At 70.4% G+C, this 19,493-nt stretch carries 16 protein-coding genes and 1 pseudogene; 5 read left to right on the top strand and 12 right to left on the bottom strand.

Annotation, left to right across the window (positions count from 1 at the left end; all coding sequences use genetic code 11):
• From R6V09_RS21750 to R6V09_RS21740, 3 genes and pseudogenes are all read right to left on the bottom strand, one after another.
• Positions 1 to 380: pseudogene (locus R6V09_RS21750) on the bottom strand (crotonyl-CoA carboxylase/reductase); the annotation flags it as partial.
• 434 nt (positions 381 to 814) lie between these two features.
• Complete coding sequence (locus R6V09_RS21745; RefSeq protein WP_200711542.1) at positions 815 to 1,624, bottom strand: TetR family transcriptional regulator; 810 nt, start codon at positions 1,622 to 1,624, stop codon at positions 815 to 817.
• Positions 1,625 to 1,772: 148 nt separating this feature from the next.
• Positions 1,773 to 3,578: a 3-hydroxyacyl-CoA dehydrogenase family protein gene (locus R6V09_RS21740; RefSeq protein WP_317883095.1), complete on the bottom strand. Its 1,806-nt coding sequence runs from the start codon at positions 3,576 to 3,578 to the stop codon at positions 1,773 to 1,775.
• A 371-nt stretch (positions 3,579 to 3,949) separates the two neighbouring features.
• Between R6V09_RS21740 and R6V09_RS21735 the strand changes: the two genes are divergently transcribed.
• Positions 3,950 to 4,525 carry an adenylosuccinate lyase gene (locus R6V09_RS21735; RefSeq protein WP_317883094.1) on the top strand — a complete coding sequence of 192 codons (576 nt, stop codon included), beginning with the start codon at positions 3,950 to 3,952 and terminating at the stop codon, positions 4,523 to 4,525.
• Between the two features lie 21 nt (positions 4,526 to 4,546).
• On the opposite strand, the gene R6V09_RS21730 is transcribed toward R6V09_RS21735, so the two are convergent.
• The 4 genes from R6V09_RS21730 to R6V09_RS21715 form a co-directional block, all read right to left on the bottom strand.
• Positions 4,547 to 5,083 (bottom strand): GNAT family N-acetyltransferase, encoded by a 537-nt coding sequence (locus tag R6V09_RS21730; protein ID WP_317883093.1) that lies wholly within the window; start codon positions 5,081 to 5,083, stop codon positions 4,547 to 4,549.
• A 40-nt stretch (positions 5,084 to 5,123) separates the two neighbouring features.
• Positions 5,124 to 5,522 (bottom strand): RidA family protein, encoded by a 399-nt coding sequence (locus R6V09_RS21725; protein ID WP_317883092.1) that lies wholly within the window; start codon positions 5,520 to 5,522, stop codon positions 5,124 to 5,126.
• Positions 5,523 to 5,588: 66 nt separating this feature from the next.
• Complete coding sequence (locus R6V09_RS21720) at positions 5,589 to 7,169, bottom strand: alpha/beta hydrolase (protein ID WP_317883091.1); 1,581 nt, start codon at positions 7,167 to 7,169, stop codon at positions 5,589 to 5,591.
• 165 nt (positions 7,170 to 7,334) lie between these two features.
• Entirely contained in the window at positions 7,335 to 8,381 is a 1,047-nt protein-coding gene (locus R6V09_RS21715; RefSeq protein ID WP_317883090.1) for an Rv2578c family radical SAM protein, read from the bottom strand.
• A 168-nt stretch (positions 8,382 to 8,549) separates the two neighbouring features.
• Here R6V09_RS21715 and R6V09_RS21710 point away from each other — a divergent pair, with 168 nt between their 5' ends.
• The 4 genes from R6V09_RS21710 to R6V09_RS21695 all read left to right on the top strand — a co-directional run bounded on the left by R6V09_RS21710 (position 8,550) and on the right by R6V09_RS21695 (position 15,132).
• Positions 8,550 to 8,993 (top strand): SRPBCC family protein, encoded by a 444-nt coding sequence (locus R6V09_RS21710; RefSeq protein ID WP_317883089.1) that lies wholly within the window; start codon positions 8,550 to 8,552, stop codon positions 8,991 to 8,993.
• Positions 8,994 to 9,158: 165 nt separating this feature from the next.
• On the top strand, positions 9,159 to 11,582 hold the full coding sequence (locus R6V09_RS21705; RefSeq protein WP_317883088.1) for an MFS transporter: 2,424 nt from the start codon (positions 9,159 to 9,161) through the stop codon (positions 11,580 to 11,582).
• Between the two features lie 150 nt (positions 11,583 to 11,732).
• A complete protein-coding gene (locus R6V09_RS21700) occupies positions 11,733 to 14,234 on the top strand; it encodes a SpoIIE family protein phosphatase (RefSeq protein WP_317883087.1) in 2,502 nt (833 codons plus the stop codon).
• Positions 14,235 to 14,406: 172 nt separating this feature from the next.
• Positions 14,407 to 15,132 carry a class I SAM-dependent methyltransferase gene (locus R6V09_RS21695; protein WP_317883086.1) on the top strand — a complete coding sequence of 242 codons (726 nt, stop codon included), beginning with the start codon at positions 14,407 to 14,409 and terminating at the stop codon, positions 15,130 to 15,132.
• Positions 15,133 to 15,211: 79 nt separating this feature from the next.
• Here the strand turns inward: R6V09_RS21695 and R6V09_RS21690 are convergent, their stop codons facing one another.
• The 5 genes from R6V09_RS21690 to R6V09_RS21670 all read right to left on the bottom strand — a co-directional run.
• Entirely contained in the window at positions 15,212 to 16,129 is a 918-nt protein-coding gene (locus tag R6V09_RS21690; RefSeq protein WP_317883085.1) for an SDR family NAD(P)-dependent oxidoreductase, read from the bottom strand.
• A 36-nt stretch (positions 16,130 to 16,165) separates the two neighbouring features.
• A complete protein-coding gene (locus R6V09_RS21685) occupies positions 16,166 to 17,407 on the bottom strand; it encodes a cytochrome P450 (RefSeq protein ID WP_317883084.1) in 1,242 nt (413 codons plus the stop codon).
• A 60-nt stretch (positions 17,408 to 17,467) separates the two neighbouring features.
• A complete protein-coding gene (locus R6V09_RS21680) occupies positions 17,468 to 17,662 on the bottom strand; it encodes a ferredoxin (protein WP_317883083.1) in 195 nt (64 codons plus the stop codon).
• A 28-nt stretch (positions 17,663 to 17,690) separates the two neighbouring features.
• Positions 17,691 to 18,890: an NAD(P)/FAD-dependent oxidoreductase gene (locus R6V09_RS21675; RefSeq protein ID WP_317883082.1), complete on the bottom strand. Its 1,200-nt coding sequence runs from the start codon at positions 18,888 to 18,890 to the stop codon at positions 17,691 to 17,693.
• A 44-nt stretch (positions 18,891 to 18,934) separates the two neighbouring features.
• A partial coding sequence (locus R6V09_RS21670; protein WP_317883081.1) for an SDR family NAD(P)-dependent oxidoreductase occupies positions 18,935 to 19,493 on the bottom strand: 559 nt, incomplete at its 5' end.

Raw genomic sequence — 19,493 nt, 5'->3', positions numbered from 1 at the left:
CGCAGGACGACGCCCGCGAGGTCGGAACCGATGATGTGGTACGGCAGGTCGTGCCGCTTGGTGAGCTCGCTGAGCTTGCCGTAGCGCTCCAGGAAGCCGAAGGTCGACAGCGGCTCGAAGATCGACGTCCACACGGAGTTGTAGTTGACCGAGGAGGCCATCACGGCCACCAGGGCCTCACCCGGGCCGAGTTCCGGCACCGGGACGTCGTCCAGGTGGATCGACTTGCGGGGGTCCTTGTCGCGGGTGGTGAGGCCCGCGAACATGTCCGTCTCGTCCTTGTGCACGGTGATCGCGCGATACGACTCGGGGAGCGGCAGGGCGGCGAAATCGGCCGGAGTCGAGTCCGGCGACTGGATCGCGTCCAGGATGTCCTTCACGGTCACGGTGTTGCCTCCGGCGAAGTGCGCCCTGAGGGAGGGGCGCTGAGGGTTACGTCGGTGCTGCTGCTGAGGGTGGGTGCTGAGGTGCCGTCGGTTCGGCGGGTGGTGCTTCGGCAGCGCTTTGTGGCGCGGGAGGTTGCCTGTGACGCAGGCGTCCGGGCGCGCAGCCCAGTGGTGGGTTGCGGGGACAGCCGACGTACGGAAGATCTCTGCACGCCGGCCGCCCGGACACCTTCAACGTATGACACTGCGTGTCACCCCGCAAGGCACCGAGTGCCATGAATCGCTCTCAGGTGAAATCTTTACGTAACAAATGAGCGATGATCGATCGAACGGGGTCTGAAAGGTGCGTGAAAAGGGGCTCTGACATGCCAAAACGGCCACCCCGTGGGGTGGCCGTCATCACATGGGAGCACAGGGGCTGAGGGGCCTCAGCGGTCCCTCAGCGCCTCTTCGATGGTCCGCATGACCTCGTCCAGCGGGGCGTCGGTGCGGGCGACCGTCACCAGGACCTCGCCCTGCTGGTGCACCATCGCGGTGGCCGGCTTGGGGGTCGTGGTGCGGCCGGCGCCGATGCCGCTGCCGAACGTCTTCCGTACGATCCCGAAGGCGTGGTCGAGCTGTGCCTCGACGTCGCCCTGGCCGCCGGCCCGCAGCCAGCGCCGCAGCACGTGGTTGTGGGCGGTGACCACGGCCGAGGCGGCGACCTCGGCGAGCAGCGGGTCGTCGTTGGCGTCGTCGTCGTGCGCGTGCTCGTCGAAGTGGCCCAGCAGATAGCGCGTGAACAGCCGCTCGTAGCGGGCCACCGACGCGATCTCGGCCTCGCGCAGGGTGGGCACCTCGCGCGTCAGCTTGTAGCGGGCGACCGAGATCTCCGGCTGCGCCGCGTACATGCGCATGACTTCCTTGATGCCCCGGCACACCGTGTCGAGCGGGTGCTCGTGCGCGGGGGCGGCATTGAGTACCGCCTCGGCCCGGATCAACGTGTCGTCGTGATCCGGGAAGATCGCCTCTTCCTTGGAGCGGAAGTGCCGGAAGAACGTCCGGCGCGCGACCCCGGCCGCGGCGGCGATCTCGTCGACGGTGGTTGCCTCGTACCCCTTCGTCGCGAACAGCTCCATCGCCGCCGCCGCCAGTTCGCGCCGCATCTTGAGGCGCTGGGCGGCGGCACGACTGCCCGCGGCACTCTCCGGTGCGTCGGGCGCGGCTGCTGTACGTGAGGGCTTGGCGGGCTGGGGCATGACCCGAACGTACTGCATGTGCGCAGCCTGCCGCGCACGTCGGGGGTTTCCCCCGCCCACCGTGGGCAGGGGTCCTCCGGTGGGGCCGAGCAGCCCGCCCCAGTCCCCGTTCCCGTCCTCGTCGCCCCCGAACCAGTCGTCGGGACGGTCAGCGGCGGGCATATTCGCGGAAGCCGCGGCCCGTCTTGCGGCCGAGGCAGCCCGCGGCCACCAGGTGCTCCAGAAGCGGCGCCGGAGCCAGCCCCGGGTCGCGGAACTCGCGGTGCAGGACCTTCTCGATCGCCAGGGACACATCGAGCCCGACGACGTCCAACAGCTCGAAGGGACCCATCGGGTAGCCACCGCCCAGCTTCATGGCGGCGTCGATGTCGTCAAGAGATGCGTAGTGCTCCTGCACCATCTTGATCGCATTGTTGAGATACGGGAAAAGCAGTGCATTGACGATGAAGCCGGCTCGGTCACCACAATCAACCGCATGCTTCTTGATCTTGACGCAGACCTCGCGGACTGTTGAGTGGACGTCAACATCCGTCAACACTGTACGGACGACCTCGACCAACTTCATTGCCGGTGCGGGGTTGAAGAAGTGCATGCCGATCACGTCCTGCGGACGCGAGGTGGCACGGGCGCACGCGACGACCGGCAGCGACGAGGTCGTAGTGGCCAGGACGGCGCCCGGCTTGCAGACCTTGTCCAGCGTCGCGAACAGCTGCTGCTTGATCGCCAGGTCTTCGGCGACCGCCTCGACGGCCAGGTCGACGTCCGCGAACGCGTCGTAGGAGCCCGCCGGAGTGATCCGCTCCAGGGTCTGCGCGGCGGCCTCGGCGGTCATCCGCCCCCGGTCGACAGAGCGCGAAAGCGACTTACCGATACGGGACTTGGCGAACTGCGCCTTCTCCTCGCTGCGGGCGGCGAGGACCACGTCGTACCCGGCCTTGGCGAAGACCTCGGCGATACCCGACGCCATGGTCCCGGAACCGGCGACCCCGACCGAACGGACCGTACGGCCCGGGGCGAGCTGTGCGCCCTCCGGGGGAGTGAGCGCGTCCCGCACGACGGTCGCGCTGCCGGGAGCCTCGTAGGAGTAGAAGCCGCGGCCCGTCTTGCGGCCGGTCAGGCCCGCCTCGCTGAGCTGCTTCAGGATCGGCGCAGGGGCGTGCAGGCGGTCGTGGGACTCGGAGTACATCGCCTCCAGGACCGTGCGCGCGGTGTCGATACCGATGAGATCGAGGAGCGCGAGCGGGCCCATGGGCAGTCCGCAGCCGAGCCGCATCGCGGCGTCGATGTCCTCGCGGGAGGCGTACTTCGCCTCGTACATCGCGGCGGCCTGGTTGAGGTAGCCGAACAGCAGCCCGTCCGCCACGAAGCCGGGCCGGTCGCCGACCGCCACGGGCTCCTTGCCCAGCTCGATCGCCAGCTCGGTGACGGCGGCGACGGCGGTGGGCGCGGTCAGCACCGAGGAGACGACCTCGACCAGCTTCATCGCGGGCGCCGGGTTGAAGAAGTGCAGCCCGAGCACCCGCTCCGGCCGCGCCGAGTCGGCGGCGAGACGTGTGACGGACAGGGCGTTCGTGCCGGTCGCGAGAATCGTCTCGGGACGCACGATCCCATCCAGCTCACGGAAGATCTGGTGCTTGATCTCGTACGACTCCGGGGCCACCTCGATGACCAGGTCGGCGTCGGCCGCGGCCCGTAGGTCGGTGGAGGTGCGGACACGGGCCAGGGCGTCGGTCCGCTCCTGCTCGGTCAGCCGGCCGCGCCGCACGGCGTGGGCGGTCGCGGTCTCCAGAGCGGCGACGGCGTGGGCGGTCGCGGCCTCGCTGACGTCGATGCCGACGACCTCGCGGCCGGCCCGGGCGAGGACCTCGGTGATACCGGTGCCCATCGTGCCGAGACCGACGACGGCAATGGTCTTGAAGGGGGACAGGGAAGCGTCGGGCAGGGGAGTTGCCATCGCGGGACTCCTGGAATGAGGGTGACGACTGGGAGCGCGCTCCGTACGCCGAGGGGGCGCACGGAGCGCGAGAAGGAGTGCGGGTGGTGCCGGGCAACGAGCGCACACGCCCGGCGAGAAGAGAGTTCCGACCGGCCCTGTCCCAAGCCGTGTCGTACTGCGGTACGCGAAGTACCGAACCGACTGCTCCCCCACTGCCTTAAGGGCGTGGGAGGTGCCCCAACGGTGGCTGCGTCACCAGGCCACCACAAGGAGATACGCGAGTGGGTAACTCGCTCACCTGAGCTTAACCGGTGGGTAACGAGCGCGCCAGCCCCCGGAGTTTGTGATGTAGGTCCCGTCTGTCCGGCGACCCCCATAGGCTCGGTTTCATGGACGAAGAGTTGCGATCACTCACGGAGCGCTTACGGCAGGAGTCGGGAGGGACGGCGCCGTACGAGCAACTCGCTTCGACCGGCGACGTCGACGAACTGGCAATGGTGCTCACCGCCCCCGGCCATCCGCTCTGGGCAAGGGAGTTGGCCGCGTTCCGGCTCGGTCTCGCGGGCGACCGGCGGGCCTTCGAGTCCCTCGTCCTGTTCCTCAACCACCGCGACCCACCGCGCTGCGCCTCCGCCTCGTACGCCCTGGCCCGCCTCGACGACCCCCGCACCGCCCGCGCGGCAGCCGCCCTCGCCACCAACGAACTGCGCGTCGCCTATGCCCTGCACCCCGTCCGGCTCCTGGCCGACCTGCGCGCCCCCGAGTCCGTCCCCGCCCTCATCACCACTCTGGAGCGACGCCTGCGCCCCCACGACCCGTACCGCCGCGTGGCACTGGCTTGTGTGGAAGGCCTCGGTGTACTCGGTGACCCCCGCGCCAGACCGGTACTGAACGACGCACTCGCCCACCCGGCGTTGGCGGAGGCGGCGGTGCACGCGCTGGGGCGGATTCCGCGGCAGCGGTGAGCCGTCGCCCCGGTGCGGTGCTCAGCCCCTCAGTTCCTTGACGTACCGCACCTCGGGCACCGACACCCCCTCCACCTCGTACGGCTCCTCCGCCCCGTCCGCCCGGAAGCCCGCCCGCTCGTAGAAGCGGCGGGCGCGGGCGTTGCCCCGGACGACCCAGAGGTGGACGCGGTCGTGGCCGAGGGTCACGCACTGCCGTAGCGCCTCCTGCATCAGAGCCCGGCCGGCGCCGGTGCCCAGGTGCCGCGGGTCGAGGTAGATGGCGTACAACTCGGCTTCCTCGGTGCGGACTTCACCGTCCCGGTAGGGACCGAGCGCGGCCCAGCCGACGATCTCCGTGCCCCGCGAGGCGACCAGGTTCACCACGCTGCTGCCGTCCCCCTGCGCGAAACGGGCCCGGCGGCGCTCGGCGTCGTCCTTCGCGCTCAGGGCGTCGAGGAAGGACTGCGGCATGAGGCCCCGGTACGCGAACTGCCAGCCGAGGACGCGGATCTCGGCGACACGGTCGCAGTCGGCGAGGACCATGGGACGGATCTGGAGGGGCTCGGCGTCGTCCATGGCGGCACCTTAGGGACTCGGCCGCCGGGCCGGCCCCCGATTATTCGCCGATCACCGCGAACGCCTCGATCTCCATCAGGAACTCCGGTCGCACCAGCGCGGCGACCTGTACGGCCGACGCGGCGGGGAGCCGGTCGTCGGGTATGTGGGCGGCGCGGGCCGCGCGGATGGCCGGCATGTAGGCCATGTTCGTGACGAAGTAGGTCAGTTTGACCACGTCGTCGAAGGTGGCGCCCGCGGCGGCGAGGCAGCGGCGGAGGTTCGCGAAGACCTGGCTGGCCTGGGCCGCCGCGTCGCCCTCGCCCACGAGCTTGCCGTCCTCGTCCAGGGCGAGCTGGCCGGAGATCGCGACGAAGCGGCCGGTGCCCAGGACGACGTGCGTGTAGGCCGCGGCAGGGGCGACGCCGTCGGGGGCGGGAATCCTCGTCAGTTCACTCATGCGTCCATGGTGGACCATGGGTCTGACAACGAGGATTCCCGCCCCCGAGGGACCGTCGGGCGGGGCTCAGCCGCGGAAGCCCAGCAACCCGTGCAGCGTCGAACCGTGCGCCGTGCTCGTCGCCGACTTCGCCGTGGTCAGCGGTTTCGGGTCGGGCGTCTTCTGGCACACCGCGTCGACCTCGCCGCCACTGCGCGGCACCTTGCCGTTGGTCAGATACGTCGCCAGGTACTTGTCCAGGCAGGCGTTCCCGCTCAGCGTGATGCCGTGGTTCCCGCCGCCCTGCTCGACCACGAAACTGGAGTCGGCCAGGAGTTGGTGGACCGTCGCGCCGCCCTCGTACGGGGTCGCCGCGTCGTTTGTCGCCTGGAAGAGCAGCGCCGGCGGCAGCTTGCCGTTGGCGATGTTGATCGGGTGCTCCGACTTCGTCGGCCAGAACGCGCACGGCGCGTTGTACCAGGCGTTGTTCCAGGTCATGAACGGCGCCTTGTCGTAGGCCGCCCAGTTGTCCTTGCGCCACTGGTTCCAGTCACGCGGCCAGGACGCGTCACGGCACTGCACCGAGGTGTAGACGCTGTACCCGTTGTCCCCGGAGGCGTCGATCGCGGCGAAGTTGTCGTACGCCTCGACCAGCGGATCGGCGTTCTTGTCGTTCACGTACGCGGCGAACGCCTCGGCGAGGTAGGGCCAGTAGCCGTTGTAATACCCGCCGGGCATGAAGGTGTCCTCCAGCTCGGAGGCGCCCACCTTCCCGCCGGCCGGCTTCTTGGCCAGCGCCTTCCGCATCGCGTACCACTTGGCCTCGATCCTGGCCGGGTCGGTGCCGAGCTTGTACGTGGAGTCGTACTTCGCGATCCACGCCATGAGCGCCTGCTGGCGGTCGTTGAACGCGTAGTCCTGCCCGAGGTTGTCGTCGTACCAGACACCCGTGGGATCGACGATGGAGTCGAGGACCAGGCGGCGGACGCGCTCCGGGTAGAGCTTGGCGTACACGGCGCCCAGGTAGGTGCCGTACGAGTAGCCGAAGTAGTTGATCTTCTTCGCGCCGAGTGCCGCCCGGATCGAGTCCATGTCCTGCACGGCGCTGATGGTGTTGATGTACGGCAGCACGCTCGCGTACTTCTTGCCGCAGGCTGCCGCGAAGGACTTCGCGCGCGTGAGGTTGGCCTTCTCCAGCGCCGGGGTGCTCGGCACCGAGTCGGGCCGGACCGGGTTGAAGTAGCCGGGCTTGCAGTCGAGGGCGGGGGTGCTCTTGCCGACGCCGCGCGGGTCGAAGCCGATGACGTCGTACTGGGACGCCACCGCCTTGGGCAGCGAGGACGCGACGAAGCCCGCCAGGGTCAGTCCGCTGCCGCCGGGGCCGCCGGGGTTGACCAACAGCGGGCCCTGGTACGTCTTCGCGGTGTGCGGGACCCGGGACAGGGCGAGCGTGATCTGCTTGCCGTGCGGGTTCGCGTGGTCGAGCGGCACCTTGACGCTCGCGCACTGCAGCGTCGGGTAGTCGGTGGTGGCGCAGCTCTTCCAGCTGGGCTTCGCCGCCTGAACGGTGGTCGTGGGATGCGCGGTGCTCGCGTCGGCGGGGAGAGCGGTGACCGTCCCGGCCACGACGACGGCGGCACCGCACAGCACAGCTGCGCGTTTTCTCATGTGTCCTCCCAGGACGGAGAGGCAGCGGACCGCGGTTCTCGCGGTCGGTCCTCGCCGCATAGTCCCGAAAAGCCGGGGTGGAAGAACCTGTTCAGCCGATACTTGACCCAATTGGGCCGCCGGATGCGCTCGAACGCCCCGGGATCGGCTTGGTGAGCAGCGCCTTCAGATCAGCGAGAGCTGCGTCGGCTCGCTCACCGGCTGATCGACCGGTTCGACCGGCTCGGGAATCCGGCGCGGCATGCCCGCGCGCGCGGGACCGATGCCGTACTCCTGCGCCAGGTCGTGGACCTGACGGGTGATCCGGCGCTGGTACCACTTCGGGGCGTACGCGCCCTCCGCGTACAGCCGCTCGTAACGGCGCACCAGATGCGGGTGGTGCTGCCCGAGCCAGGCCATGAACCACTCACGGGCGCCGGGCCGCAGATGCAGCACCAGGGGGGTCACCGAGGTGGCTCCGGAGGCGGCTATCGCCCTTACGGTGGCGCGCAGTTGGGCCGGGTGGTCGCTCAGGAAGGGGATCACCGGGGCCATCAGGACCCCGACGTCGATGCCGTGCTCGGTCAGCGTCCTCACGGCGTCCAGGCGTCGCTCCGGGGAGGGCGTGCCGGGCTCCACCGTGCGCCACAGCGCGGGGTCGGTGAAGCCGACCGAGACCGAGATGCCGACCTCGGTGACCTCGGAGGCCTGCACCAGGAGGTCCAGGTCGCGCAGGATCAGCGTGCCCTTCGTCAGGATCGAGAAGGGGTTCGCGTGGTCGCGCAGGGCGCCCAGGATGCCCGGCATCAGCCGGTAGCGGCCCTCCGCGCGCTGGTAGCAGTCGACGTTCGTGCCCATCGCTATGTGCTCGCCGAGCCAGCGCCGTGAGCCGAGCTGGCGGCGCAGCAGGTCCGGCGCGTTCACCTTGACCACGATCTGCGAGTCGAAGCCGAGGCCGGTGTCGAGGTCCAGATAGCTGTGGGTCTTGCGGGCGAAGCAGTACACGCAGGCGTGCGAGCAGCCCCGGTACGGGTTGACCGTCCACTCGAAGGGCATGCGGGAGGCCCCCGGCACCCGGTTGATGATCGAGCGGGCCCGCACCTCGTGGAAGGTGATCCCGCGGAACTCGGGCGTGTCGAAGGTACGGGTGGTCACCGCGTCCGCGCCGAACAGCGCGACGTCGGCCGTCCGGCTGTGGCTGTCGGACTCCGTTGTCAGGTTCTCCCAGCGCATGGCGCCTCCTCGGTAGGCCTGCCCCCAGAGTGAAACACTTGTTCGAATTACTGTGCAAGTGTCATTCCCGATCGCTTCCGACGCCTTGAGGCACCCCGATTTGGGTGACCGAGTGCGAGGGTGGTTGGCTTGCCCCGACCCCGAGAACGCAAGTCCTGGAGGAACCCAATGGCGCAGGTCGAGGCGACTACCGAGCGGGTCGTCGCAGCCGACGCGGAGGCGGTCTTCGACGCCCTCGCCGACTACAGCGGCACGCGCGCGAAGCTGCTGCCCGAGCAGTTCAGCGAGTACGAGGTGCGCGAGGGCGGCGACGGCGAGGGCACTCTCGTCCACTGGAAGCTCCAGGCCACCAGCAAGCGCGTCCGCGACTGCCTCCTGGAGGTCGGCGAGCCGACCGACGGCGAACTGGTCGAGAAGGACCGCAACTCCACCATGGTCACCACCTGGCGGGTCACCCCGGCCGGCGAGGGCAAGTCCCGCGTCGTCGTGACCAGCACCTGGAACGGCGCCGGCGGCATCGGCGGCTTCTTCGAGCGCACCTTCGCGCCCAAGGGCCTCGGCCGGATCTACGACCTGGTCCTCGACAAGCTCGCCACCGAGGTCGAGAAGTAGGCCCAAAGGCCAACTCTCCAGGGCGCGTTGGCGCTCACGCCGCGCCCCTCACCGGTTCGAGTGGATCTCCGTTCGAGCCGGGCGTACGCCGTAACTCGTCACGCTTGCTCGCAGTTGTCGCCTAAAGCGGGAATTGTGCGGCAGGCGCGACGAGGGGAGCGGTACGTGGGCGGGACGACTCTGGTGCAGGACGAACGGGCCTCGACGCCTCCGGAGACACCGGTCCCCGCACCCGTCGAGAAGGTCGAACTCAGCCCGCGCCGCGTGCGGTTGGTCTTCCTCGGCCTGATGCTCGCGCTGCTCCTCGCGGCCCTCGACCAGATGATCGTCGCCACCGCGCTCCCGAAGATCGTCGGCGAACTGCACGGCCTGGAGAAGATGTCCTGGGCGATCACCGCCTACCTCCTCACCTCCACGGTCGGCCTGTCGGTCTACGGCAAACTCGGCGACCTCCTCGGCCGCAAGAGCGTGTTCCAGTTCGCGATCGCGGTCTTCGTGATCGGCTCCGCGCTCGCGGGCCGCGCCCAGTCCATGGACCAGCTCATCGCGTTCCGCGCGGTGCAGGGCATCGGCGCGGGCGGGCTCATGATCGGCGTGCAGGCGATCATCGCGGACATCGTGCCGCCCCGGCAGCGCGGCCGTTTCATGGGCCTGATCGGCGCCACCTTCGGACTCGCCTCCGTCGCGGGCCCGTTGCTCGGCGGCTACTTCACGGACCACCTCTCCTGGAGGTGGTGCTTCTACGTCAACGTGCCCTTCGGCGTGGTGACCCTGGCCGTCGTGACCGTCGTACTGAAACTGCCGAAGCCCACCGCCAGGGCCCGCCTCGACATCCTCGGCGCGCTGCTGCTCGCCGCCGCCTCAACCTGCCTCGTCCTGCTGACCAGTTGGGGCGGTACCGAGTACGCCTGGGGCTCGCGCGTCATCCTCGGTCTCGGTGCGGGAGCCGTGGCCGCCGCCGTCCTCTTCCTTGTCGCCGAGCGCTTCGCGCCCGAACCCCTCATCCCGCTACGGCTGTTCAAGGACGCCGTCTTCAACGTCACCGCCCTGGTGGGCCTGGTGATCGGGGTCGCGCTGTTCGGGGCCGCCAGCTATCTGCCGACCTTCCTGCAGATGGTCGACGGGGCGAGCGCCACCGAGTCCGGACTGCTGATGCTGCCCATGATGGGCGGCATCGTCGGCGCGTCCATCATCTCCGGGCAACTCATCAGCCACACCGGCCGATACAAGATCTACCCGATTCTCGGCAGCGCCCTCGCCGTGCTCGGCATGTGGCTGCTGTCCCGGCTCGAAGTCGACACCTCCCGGCTGCAGTACAGCGTCTGGATGGCCGTCCTCGGTGCCGGTATCGGCATGGTGATGCCCGTCCTCGTCCTCGCCGTGCAGAACTCCGTACGGCCCGCCGACCTCGGCACCGCCACCAGCGCCAACAACTACTTCCGGCAGATCGGCGGCAGCGTCGGCGCCGCCATCTTCGGCACGCTGTTCGCCGACCGGCTCACCGATGCCCTGCGCGAGCGCATCCCTGCGGGTGGTGGCCTTCCCGACCCCGAGTCCATCACCCCGCAGCTCGTCCACGCGCTGCCCCCGGCGCTGCGCGACAGCTATATCCGGGCCTATGCCGACGCGATGCCCCGGATCTTCCTCTACCTGGTGCCGGTGCTCGCCCTCGGCCTGCTCATCGCCTTCTTCCTCAAGGAGAAACCACTGGTGTCCCACAACGCCCCCGCCGAGACGTCCGAGGCCGCACCCTTCAACTCCCCGATCCCGCAGGCCCGTTCGGTGTACACCCCTGGAATTCCCGTCTGCGGCACGGTGCAGCACCCCGACGGGACCGTCGTGCCCCGGGCCGCGCTCACCCTCATCGACGTCTCCGGACAGCAGATCGGGCGGGGCGCCAGCGGTGGCGACGGACGGTACGCGCTGTCGACGCCCGGCTCCGGGTCGTACGTCCTGATCGCGGCGGCCGGCGGGCACCAGCCGCAGGCGGTGTCCGTGACCGTGGGGGAGCGGCCCGTCGAACTCGACGTCGTCCTCGGCGGCGCCGGACGCCTCGCCGGGAGTGTGCTGACCGCGGACGGCACCCCGGTGCGGGAGGCCGCCGTGACGCTCACCAATGTGCACGGCGAGGTGGTGGCCAGTACCCGCAGCGGGCGCGAAGGCACCTATGTGATCAGCGAGTTGGTGGCCGGCGAGTACACCCTCGCGGCCAGCGCGCCCGCGTTCCGGCCGGCCGCGCTCCCCGTCAGCGTGCAGGCCTCCCGCGAGACCCGGCAGGACGTCGAACTCGCCGGCGGCGCCGTGCTGCGCGGCACCGTCAGGGCGAGCGGCGAGCGAAGCGAGATGGGGGTCCCCCCGCCCGGAGGGTGGGGGAGGCCCGTCGAGGACGCGCGCGTGACGCTCCTCGACGCGGCGGGCAACGTCGTCGACACCCTCACCACCGGCCCCGACGGCACCTTCCGGTTCGTCGACCTGTCCTCCGGCGAGTACACGGTGATCGCCGCCGGGTATCCGCCCGTGGCCACCGTGCTCCAAGTGGCGGGCGGGGGACGCACAGAACGCGATCTGCAACTCGGCCACGAGGACTGACCCCCTGCCCCAGGGGGCGCGGAGGCGCACGCCGGTGCGGATTGGGCAGGACCAATTCCGGGAATGCCGCACATCGCCACCGGCCGCCCCCGTAGCGTGGTGGACGGCGGCACAGATCTTGCGGAGCCGTGGGGAGAGAGGGCCTGGGCCATGGACCGTGGCACCGAACGGGAGGCGTCTCCCGGCCGCGGGGCCGGGGACGACGTGGTGACCGAACACACCGCGGCGGGCCGTATCCCGCTGGCTGTGGTCCTCATCGACCGCGACGGACTCGTCTCGCACTGGAGCCGCGGCGCCCGACGGCTGTTCGGCACCACCAAGGAAGAGGCGATCGGCCAGACGGCGGTCGACCTGCTCCCCGTCTCCGGCGCCCTGCCCGACGACGAGGAGACCAACCCCTACGGCACGTTCGCGGACTACGACGGGCTCGGCCCCGACCTTGAATCCTCCCTCGACGGACGGCTGTCCTACCCGGCGGCCGGACGCGCCCGCCTCACCGTGCCCGAGCGGAGCGAGATGGGGGTACCCCCGACCGAAGGCTGGGGGAGGGACCGTGTGGACGTCCTGTGGTGGGCGTACCCACTGGTCGGCCCGGGCCGGGAGCGACTGCTCGTGCTCGCCGCCGACGCGGACGGCCTGCACCATGATCTCCCCGAGGCGGACGGCGCCTTCGAGCGCATAGCCCCCGGCTTCGCCCACCACACGGACTTCGCGGGCGCCGACGAACTCGCCCGCAGGCTCCCCGAGATCCTGCCCAGCATGAGCGTCGACGAAAGCGCCCGCATCGTCGCCCAGGTCCTCGAACTGGGCTACCCAGTCCTGGAGTTCAGCCAGAACGAGCGGGTGCCGGTGACCCCCGACTGGGGCGTCGCCCGCCGCGCCGAGCGCAAGGCGCGCCGCGAGCGGGCCGCCGTAGCGGTCGCCGAAGGCCTGCCCGTGCCCCAGGACGCCGTGGACGAGGGCGAGGACCTCGAATACGTCGCCGTACGCGAGCGCCTGGAGTTCCTCAACGAGGTCAGCGGCCGTATCGGCACCTCGCTCGACCTCGCCAAGACCATCATCGAGGTCAGCAGGGCCGTCGTACCCAAGTTCACGGACGTCGCCGGCACCTATCTCCGCGAACAGGTCGTCGCCGGTGAGGGGTTCCCGGACGGTGTGCCGGACACCACCACCATGTGGCACCGGGTCGCGCTGGAGCACACCGACGAACCCGGCCGCTGGGACGACGTCGTACCGGTCGGCGAGGCCATGCCGTTCCCGGCGCACACCCCGTTCTTCCAGTGCATGACCACCGGCGACCCCGTGCTCGTGCCGCGCATCAGCGAGCAGATGGGGCACATGATCGCCTCGCAGTTCGAGAAGCGCGACATCCGGCCGCTGATCACCGGCCGCTCCATGCTGGTCGTCCCGCTCAAGGCCCGCAATGTCGTCCTCGGCTTCATGATCCTGCTGCGCCACCCGGAGCGCGTCGAGTTCAACGACATGGACCGCGTCACCGGCGCCGAACTCGCCGCCCGCGCGGGCCTCGTGCTCGACAACGCGCGCATGTACACCTACCAGGAGAGTGTCGCCGAGACCCTCCAGGACAGCATGCTGCCGCACATACCGCCGCGCATGGCGGGCTGCGACATCGCCACCCGCTATCTGCCGGGCACGCTCCTCGGGCGGGTCGGCGGCGACTGGTTCGACTCGGTGAAACTGCCCGGCGCCCGCACCGCGCTCGTCGTCGGCGACGTCATGGGCCACGGCCTCAACTCGGCAGCCATGATGGGCCAGTTGCGCACCGCCGTGCAGACCATGGCCGCCATGGACCTCCCGCCCGCCCAACTCCTGCGCAACCTCGACGACTTGGCACAGCGCCTCGGCGACACCTATCTCGCGACCTGTCTGTACGTGGTCTACGACCCGATCGAGGGCGAACTCCACATCGGCAACGCGGGCCACATCCCGCCGGTGATCGTGCGGGCCCGGGACGGCCGCAGCGAACTGCTCGACCTGCCCACGGGCGCGCCCATCGGCGTCGGCGGGGTGCCCTTCGAGGCGGTCCGCGTGCGCGTGGACCCCGGGGACCGGCTCGTGATGTGCACCGACGGACTGGTCGAGGTGCGCGGCGAGGACATCGGCGTAGGACTCGCGACCCTGAGCGAGTCGGCCGCGCATCCGGCCGCGTCCATGGACGACGCCTGCGACACGATCATCCGCTCCCTCAACACACGCGGTGGCCGCAAGGACGACGTCGCCCTCCTGATGGCCCGCCTCAACGGCATCGGGCCGGAAGACGTCGCCGAATGGCGGCTCACCCTCGACCCGGTCGAGGCCGGCCGGGCCCGCGCGGTGGTCCGCGAACAGCTCCACGAGTGGGGCCTCGCCAAACTCGCCGACAACGCCGCCCTGTTGGCCGGCGAACTGGTCACCAACGCGGTACGGCACTCCCACGGCCGCCGGATCGCACTGCGCCTGGTGCGCGGCGACACCCTGCTGTGCGAGGTGGACGACGACGATCCCACCCTGCCGACCCTGCTCGGCGCGGGCCCCGGCGACGAGTTCGGACGCGGACTGCATGTGGTCGGCGTACTCGCCCGCGAGTGGGGCGCCAGCCGTACGACCGCGGGCAAGACCGTCTGGTTCGAACTCACCCTGCCGCGCCGCTGACGCGTACGCGACCGCAGGTGGCCATGGGGGCGCAAGGGGCGCACATCGGCGTACAAGGGTCGAATGAGCGGTGAAGGAATGCGCCGTGTGCTTGTGAGCGGGACCCCGGCGCGATAGACCGTACTGGCCCGTCACTTATGGCGGAACGGCGTCGCATCCTGGGGAGTTGGGCATGAGCGTGACCAGTCGGTACCGGGACGCCTGGGAGGGTTTCTGGCGCGAGGCGCCCGAGGAACAGGGGGCCGTCTTCTGGGACGCGTCGCCGACACAGACCGTCGGACTCCATCTCGCCCTGTTCGAGCCGAAGTTGCGGGACCCCGGCCTCCAGATGATCGACCTCGGCTGCGGCAACGGCACTCAGACCCGCTTCCTCGCCGACCGGTTCACCCATGTCGTCGGCGCCGACCTGTCCGCCGCGGCCATCGACCACGCCCGGCACGCCGACCCGGCGGGACAGGCGACCTACCGGCTGCTGGACGGGACCGACAAGACCGAGGTCGAGACGCTGCACGCCGAACTCGGCGACGCCAACGTCTATATGCGGGGTGTGCTGCACCAGGTCGACCCCGACGACCGGCAACTGCTGGTGGACGGGATCGCCACGCTCGTCGGGGAGCGCGGCCATGTCTTCCTCGTCGAACTCGCCGAGGCCGCCCGCCCGATCATCGGCGGACTGGCCCAGGACCCGGACGGACCGCCCGCGAAACTCGCTCCGATCCTCCGCCACGGAATCGCGCCCGGCGAGGTGGCCGACGACGAGGTGCTCGAACTCCTCCGCGCGGCCGGCCTCACCGTCCTCGCGAGCGGTGAACTGCCCCTGATCACCACCGAGTTCAGGCCCGACGGCGCCCGTATCGAGCTGCCGTCGAAGTGGCAGATCGCGGGACGCGCGGCGTGAGACGGCGGGGGGAGGCGGGGCGGCTCACCGCCTCCCTCCCCCCACCTGGATCAACCGAAGGGGCCTGCCCCGACCCGTCCTATCCGAACTGGTGCTTGAGGAACGACCCGGACCACGCCATCAGGTCCGCCGGCACGTAGTACCCCTTCTCGTCGTTGATCGCGTCCCAGTTCTCCGCGACGTCCTCCACGGAGGCCGTGCCCCCCTCGTGCGCGTACCCCTCCGTCGAGGCCAGGAAGACCCGCGCGAACCGGCCCGCCCCGGCCGTGTAGATCTCCCCGCTCACCGGGCAGTCCTCGTGCGCGAGATAGGCCACCATCGGAGCGACGGCCGTCGACGGCATGTACGGCATGCCCTCCGCGGTCTCGGCGGGTTCCTCCTCGGGCCCGCCGCCCATCCGGGTCATCGCGGCCGGCGCGATCAGGTTGACCTTGATGTTGTGCGGCTCGCCCGCCAGCTTCGCGCTGCGTGCCATGCCTACCGTGCCCGCCTTCGCGGCGGCGTAGGACAGGTTGTCGGCCATGCCGAACATGCCGCTGGAGGTGGTCAGCACGACCCGGCCGTAGCCCTGCTCGACGAAGTACGGCCAGGCGGCCCGCATCGTGTTGAAGGAACCGAGGAGGTGGACGGCCAAGTGCCGTTCCAGGTTGTCGAGTTCGATCTCCGGCAGGCCCGCGTACCGGATGATCCCGGCGTTGTTGACGAGGACGTCGATCCGGCCGAAGTCGCGGATCGCGGTGTCGATGACGGCCTCGCCGCCCGCCTGCGTCGACACGTCGTGGGTGTCGGCCACGGCCTCGCCGCCCGCGGCGACGATCCCGTCGACGACCTTCTGCGCGGGTCCGGCGTCCGAGCCCTCGCCCTCCATCGACCCGCCCAGGTCGTTGACGACGACCTTCGCCCCGCGCTCCGCCAGCAGACGGGCGTAGGCGCGGCCGAGGCCACGGCCCGCGCCGGTGACGACGGCGACGCGTCCTTCGAAGCCGAACTCGCTCATGGGTGACTCCAGTTGGGTGCGGAAAAGCGTGGGGAGCTACCAGGTGACCGGCAGCTCGTGAATGCCGTAGGCGAGCGCGTCGTCCCTGCGGAACCTCAGCTCGTCGAAGCCGACGGCGAGGCGCAGGGTCGGGACGCGGCGGTACAACGTGCCGTAGACGACCTGCAGTTCGACGCGGGCGAGCTGCTGGCCGAGGCACTGGTGGATGCCCCAGGCGAAGGCGTGGTGGTGCCGGGCCTCGCGGGTGATGTCGAACTTCTCCGGTTCGGGGAAGGCCGCCGGGTCCCAGTTGCCCGCGGGCAGCGCGACGACCACGCCTTCGCCGGCCTTGATGGTGACGCCCTCGATCTCGATGTCCTCGGAGGCGATCCGCCGTTGGCCGAGCGCCGGGATCGTCAGATAGCGCAGGATCTCCTCGACGGCGCCCGCGACGGCCTTCGGGTCGTCGCTCCCGCGCAGCAGGGCGAGTTGCTCCGGGTTCCGCAGGAGCAGGGCGGTGCCCAGGGTGATCATGCTGGCGCTGGTCTCGTGACCGGCGATCAGCAGGATCATGCACAGCATGACGGCGTCCGGCAGGGTGACCTCGCCCGCCTTGATCCGCCCGGCGAAGTCCGAGACGACGTCGTCGCTCGGCTCCTCCATCCGCTTCTGCAGCAGCCCGGCCAGATAGCCGCCCAGCGCTTCCATGGCCGCCCGGTCCTGCTCGGCGGTCTTGTCGCTGCGGGTCGCCAGCGAGGCGTGCTCCTGGAAGAACTCGTGGTCCTCGTACGGCACTCCGAGCAGCGCGCAGATCATCAGCGAGGGCAGCGGCAGCGACAGCGCGGTGTTGAGGTCCGCCGGGTTCGGGCCCGTGAGCATCTTGTCGATCAGCTCGTCGGTGAACCGCTGGATCTCCGGCCGCAGCTTCTCCATCCGGTTGCGGGTGAACGGAGCCGTCATCATGCGGCGGATCCGCGTGTGGTCGGCGCCGTCGGCGTTGAAGATGGTCAGCGGGTGATGGGGGGAGTTCTCCGCCATGGCCTGGTTCGGGTGCGGGAACCCGGGCTGCTTGTCGTTCGAGCTCACCCGCGGGTCGGACAGGATCAGGCGCTGCGCGGCATGCCCGGTCACCAGCCACGGGGTGCTGCCGTCCCAGATCCGGCCCCGGGACACGGGCGCCGTCTCGTTGAGGGCGCGCAGCCCGGCCGGCGGGGCGAACGGGCAGGTGCGGTCCCGCGCGCCCGGGTAGTCGAAGATCTCCGCGTCAGGGGCGGCGAGTTCCGTCTCGGCCTCGGACATGGTGGTGCCTCCAGATGAGGGTGGGGGTGGGGATGGGAGTGGGGGGAACGCGGCTGGGGGTCATTCCTCGACACGGATCGCCAGTGCGGGGCACACCGCCGCCGCGTTCCGTACGTCGTCGGCCAGTTCGGCTGGCGGGTTCTCGTCCAGCAGGACGACGATGCCGTCCTCGTCACGCTGGTCGAACACATCCATCGCGGCGGCGACGCACTGCCCGGCGGCGACGCACTTGTCCTCGTCGACGACAACCTTCATGGCAACTCTCCTGATCGTTCCTGGTCGTTCAGTGGGTGGGGGAGGGGACCGAGTCGGCGATCTCCTGACGGCGCTGCCTGGCCTGCTTGGGCATGTTCCAGCCGAGGATCCCGGTCACCCGGCCGCCGCGGCGGTACCGCGCGACGAACCGGCGGGCCGCCAACTCGCCGTCCACGACGTCCACTTCGGCATCGGCCGGCAGAAAACCGTGCACCTGGAGCTTGGCGTCGAACTGATCGGTCCAGAAGTACGGCACCGGTTCGTAGGGCCGGTCCTCCCCGAGGACCGCTCCGGCGACCGCCAGGGCCTGCTCGGTGGCGTTCGTCCGGTTCTCCAGCCGGATCAGCCGGCCGAGCTGCTCGTGCTGCCAGCGGGCCACGTCCCCGACGGCGTAGATCCCCGGCGCGGCCCGGCAACGCGAGTCGCACACCACGCCGTTGTCGAGTTCGAGGCCGCTGCCGGCCAGCCACTCCGTCGCCGGAGTCGCCCCGATCGCGACCACGACCACATCGGCGGGCAGTACCTCGCCGGTGCTCAACTCGACGCCGGAGACGCGGCCTTGGGCACCTGTCAGTCCTACGACACCGTTCCCGAGCCGGAGTTGCACACCCCGCTCGGTGTGCAGCTCCGCGAGCAGCCCCGACACCAGCGGGCCCACCTGAAGGGCCAGCGGTCCCGTCAGGGGGCCGGCGAGGGTGACGTCCAGGCCCAACGTCCTTGCGGTGGCGGCGATTTCCGAGCCGAGGACCCCCTCGCCGACGATCACCAGACGTGAGCCGGCGAGCAGATCGGTGCGCAGGGCGAGCGCGTCGTCGAGGGTGCGCAGCACATGCACACCGGTCAACTCCCCGTGCCCGGGCAGCACTCGGGGCCGTACCCCGGTGGCGATCACGATCGCGTCCGCGCTCGGCTCGCGCCCGGACTCGGTGCGCACGGTCCGGGTCGCCGGGTCCAGGGCGACCGCCGGGTCACCGAGCACGAACTCGGTGTCCAGGCCGGTCAGCATCTCCTCGGTGCGCAGTGCGGCCCGGTCCGGTGCCCAGGCGCCGGAGAGGATCTGCTTGGACAGCGGCGGACGGTCGTACGGGGCGTGCGGTTCGGCGCCGAGCACCGTGATCCGGCCCGTGTACCCCTTGCGCCTCAGGGCCTCCACCGTGGTCAGCCCGGACGCGGAGGCGCCCACCACCAGCACGTGGGCCACGGCCCCGGTGTCGTCCTCGATGCTCATGTGCGGCTCCGTTGCGGCGTCGTTGCGATGGACTGTGCGGGTGCTCACACGAGGTAGCGTCCGCCGTTGGTGCTGAGGGTCTGGCCGGTGACGTAGGACGCTTCCTCGGAGGCGAGGTAGGCCACCGCGTAGGCGACGTCCTCCGGCAGGCCTGCCCGCTTCATCGGCATGGTGGCGGCGGCTGCCTCCACGTCGACGGGGCCCTGGCGGACCAGCGGGGTGTCGATGAAGCCGGGCGGCACGTGGTTGACCGTGATGCCCTTCTCGATGTACTCGATCGCCAGGGCGCGGGTGAGGCCGATGACACCGCCCTTGGAGGAGGCGTAGTGGGCCATCGCGGGCGCGCCGGTCTGCGCGGAGGACGAGGAGATGTTGACGATCCGGCCCCAGCCCGCCTCGACCATGTCGGGCACGATCTCCTTGGTGACCAGGAAGGGGCCCTTGAGATTGATCGCGATCATGCGGTCCCAGGACGCCTCGGAGATGCTGGTGAACGGCTCGTAGGCGGTGATGCCCGCGTTGTTGACGAGGATCGAGACCGGGCCGAGGTCCTCGCGGGTGCGGGCCGCCGCGGCTGCCACCGCGCCGGCCTCGGCCGCGTCG

Origin of the sequence: Streptomyces sp. W16, from assembly GCF_033194735.1 — a bacterium.
Lineage (GTDB): Bacteria > Actinomycetota > Actinomycetes > Streptomycetales > Streptomycetaceae > Streptomyces.
The sequence above is the reverse complement of the archived record's forward strand: the minus strand, read 5'-3'. Positions and strand labels throughout refer to the sequence as shown.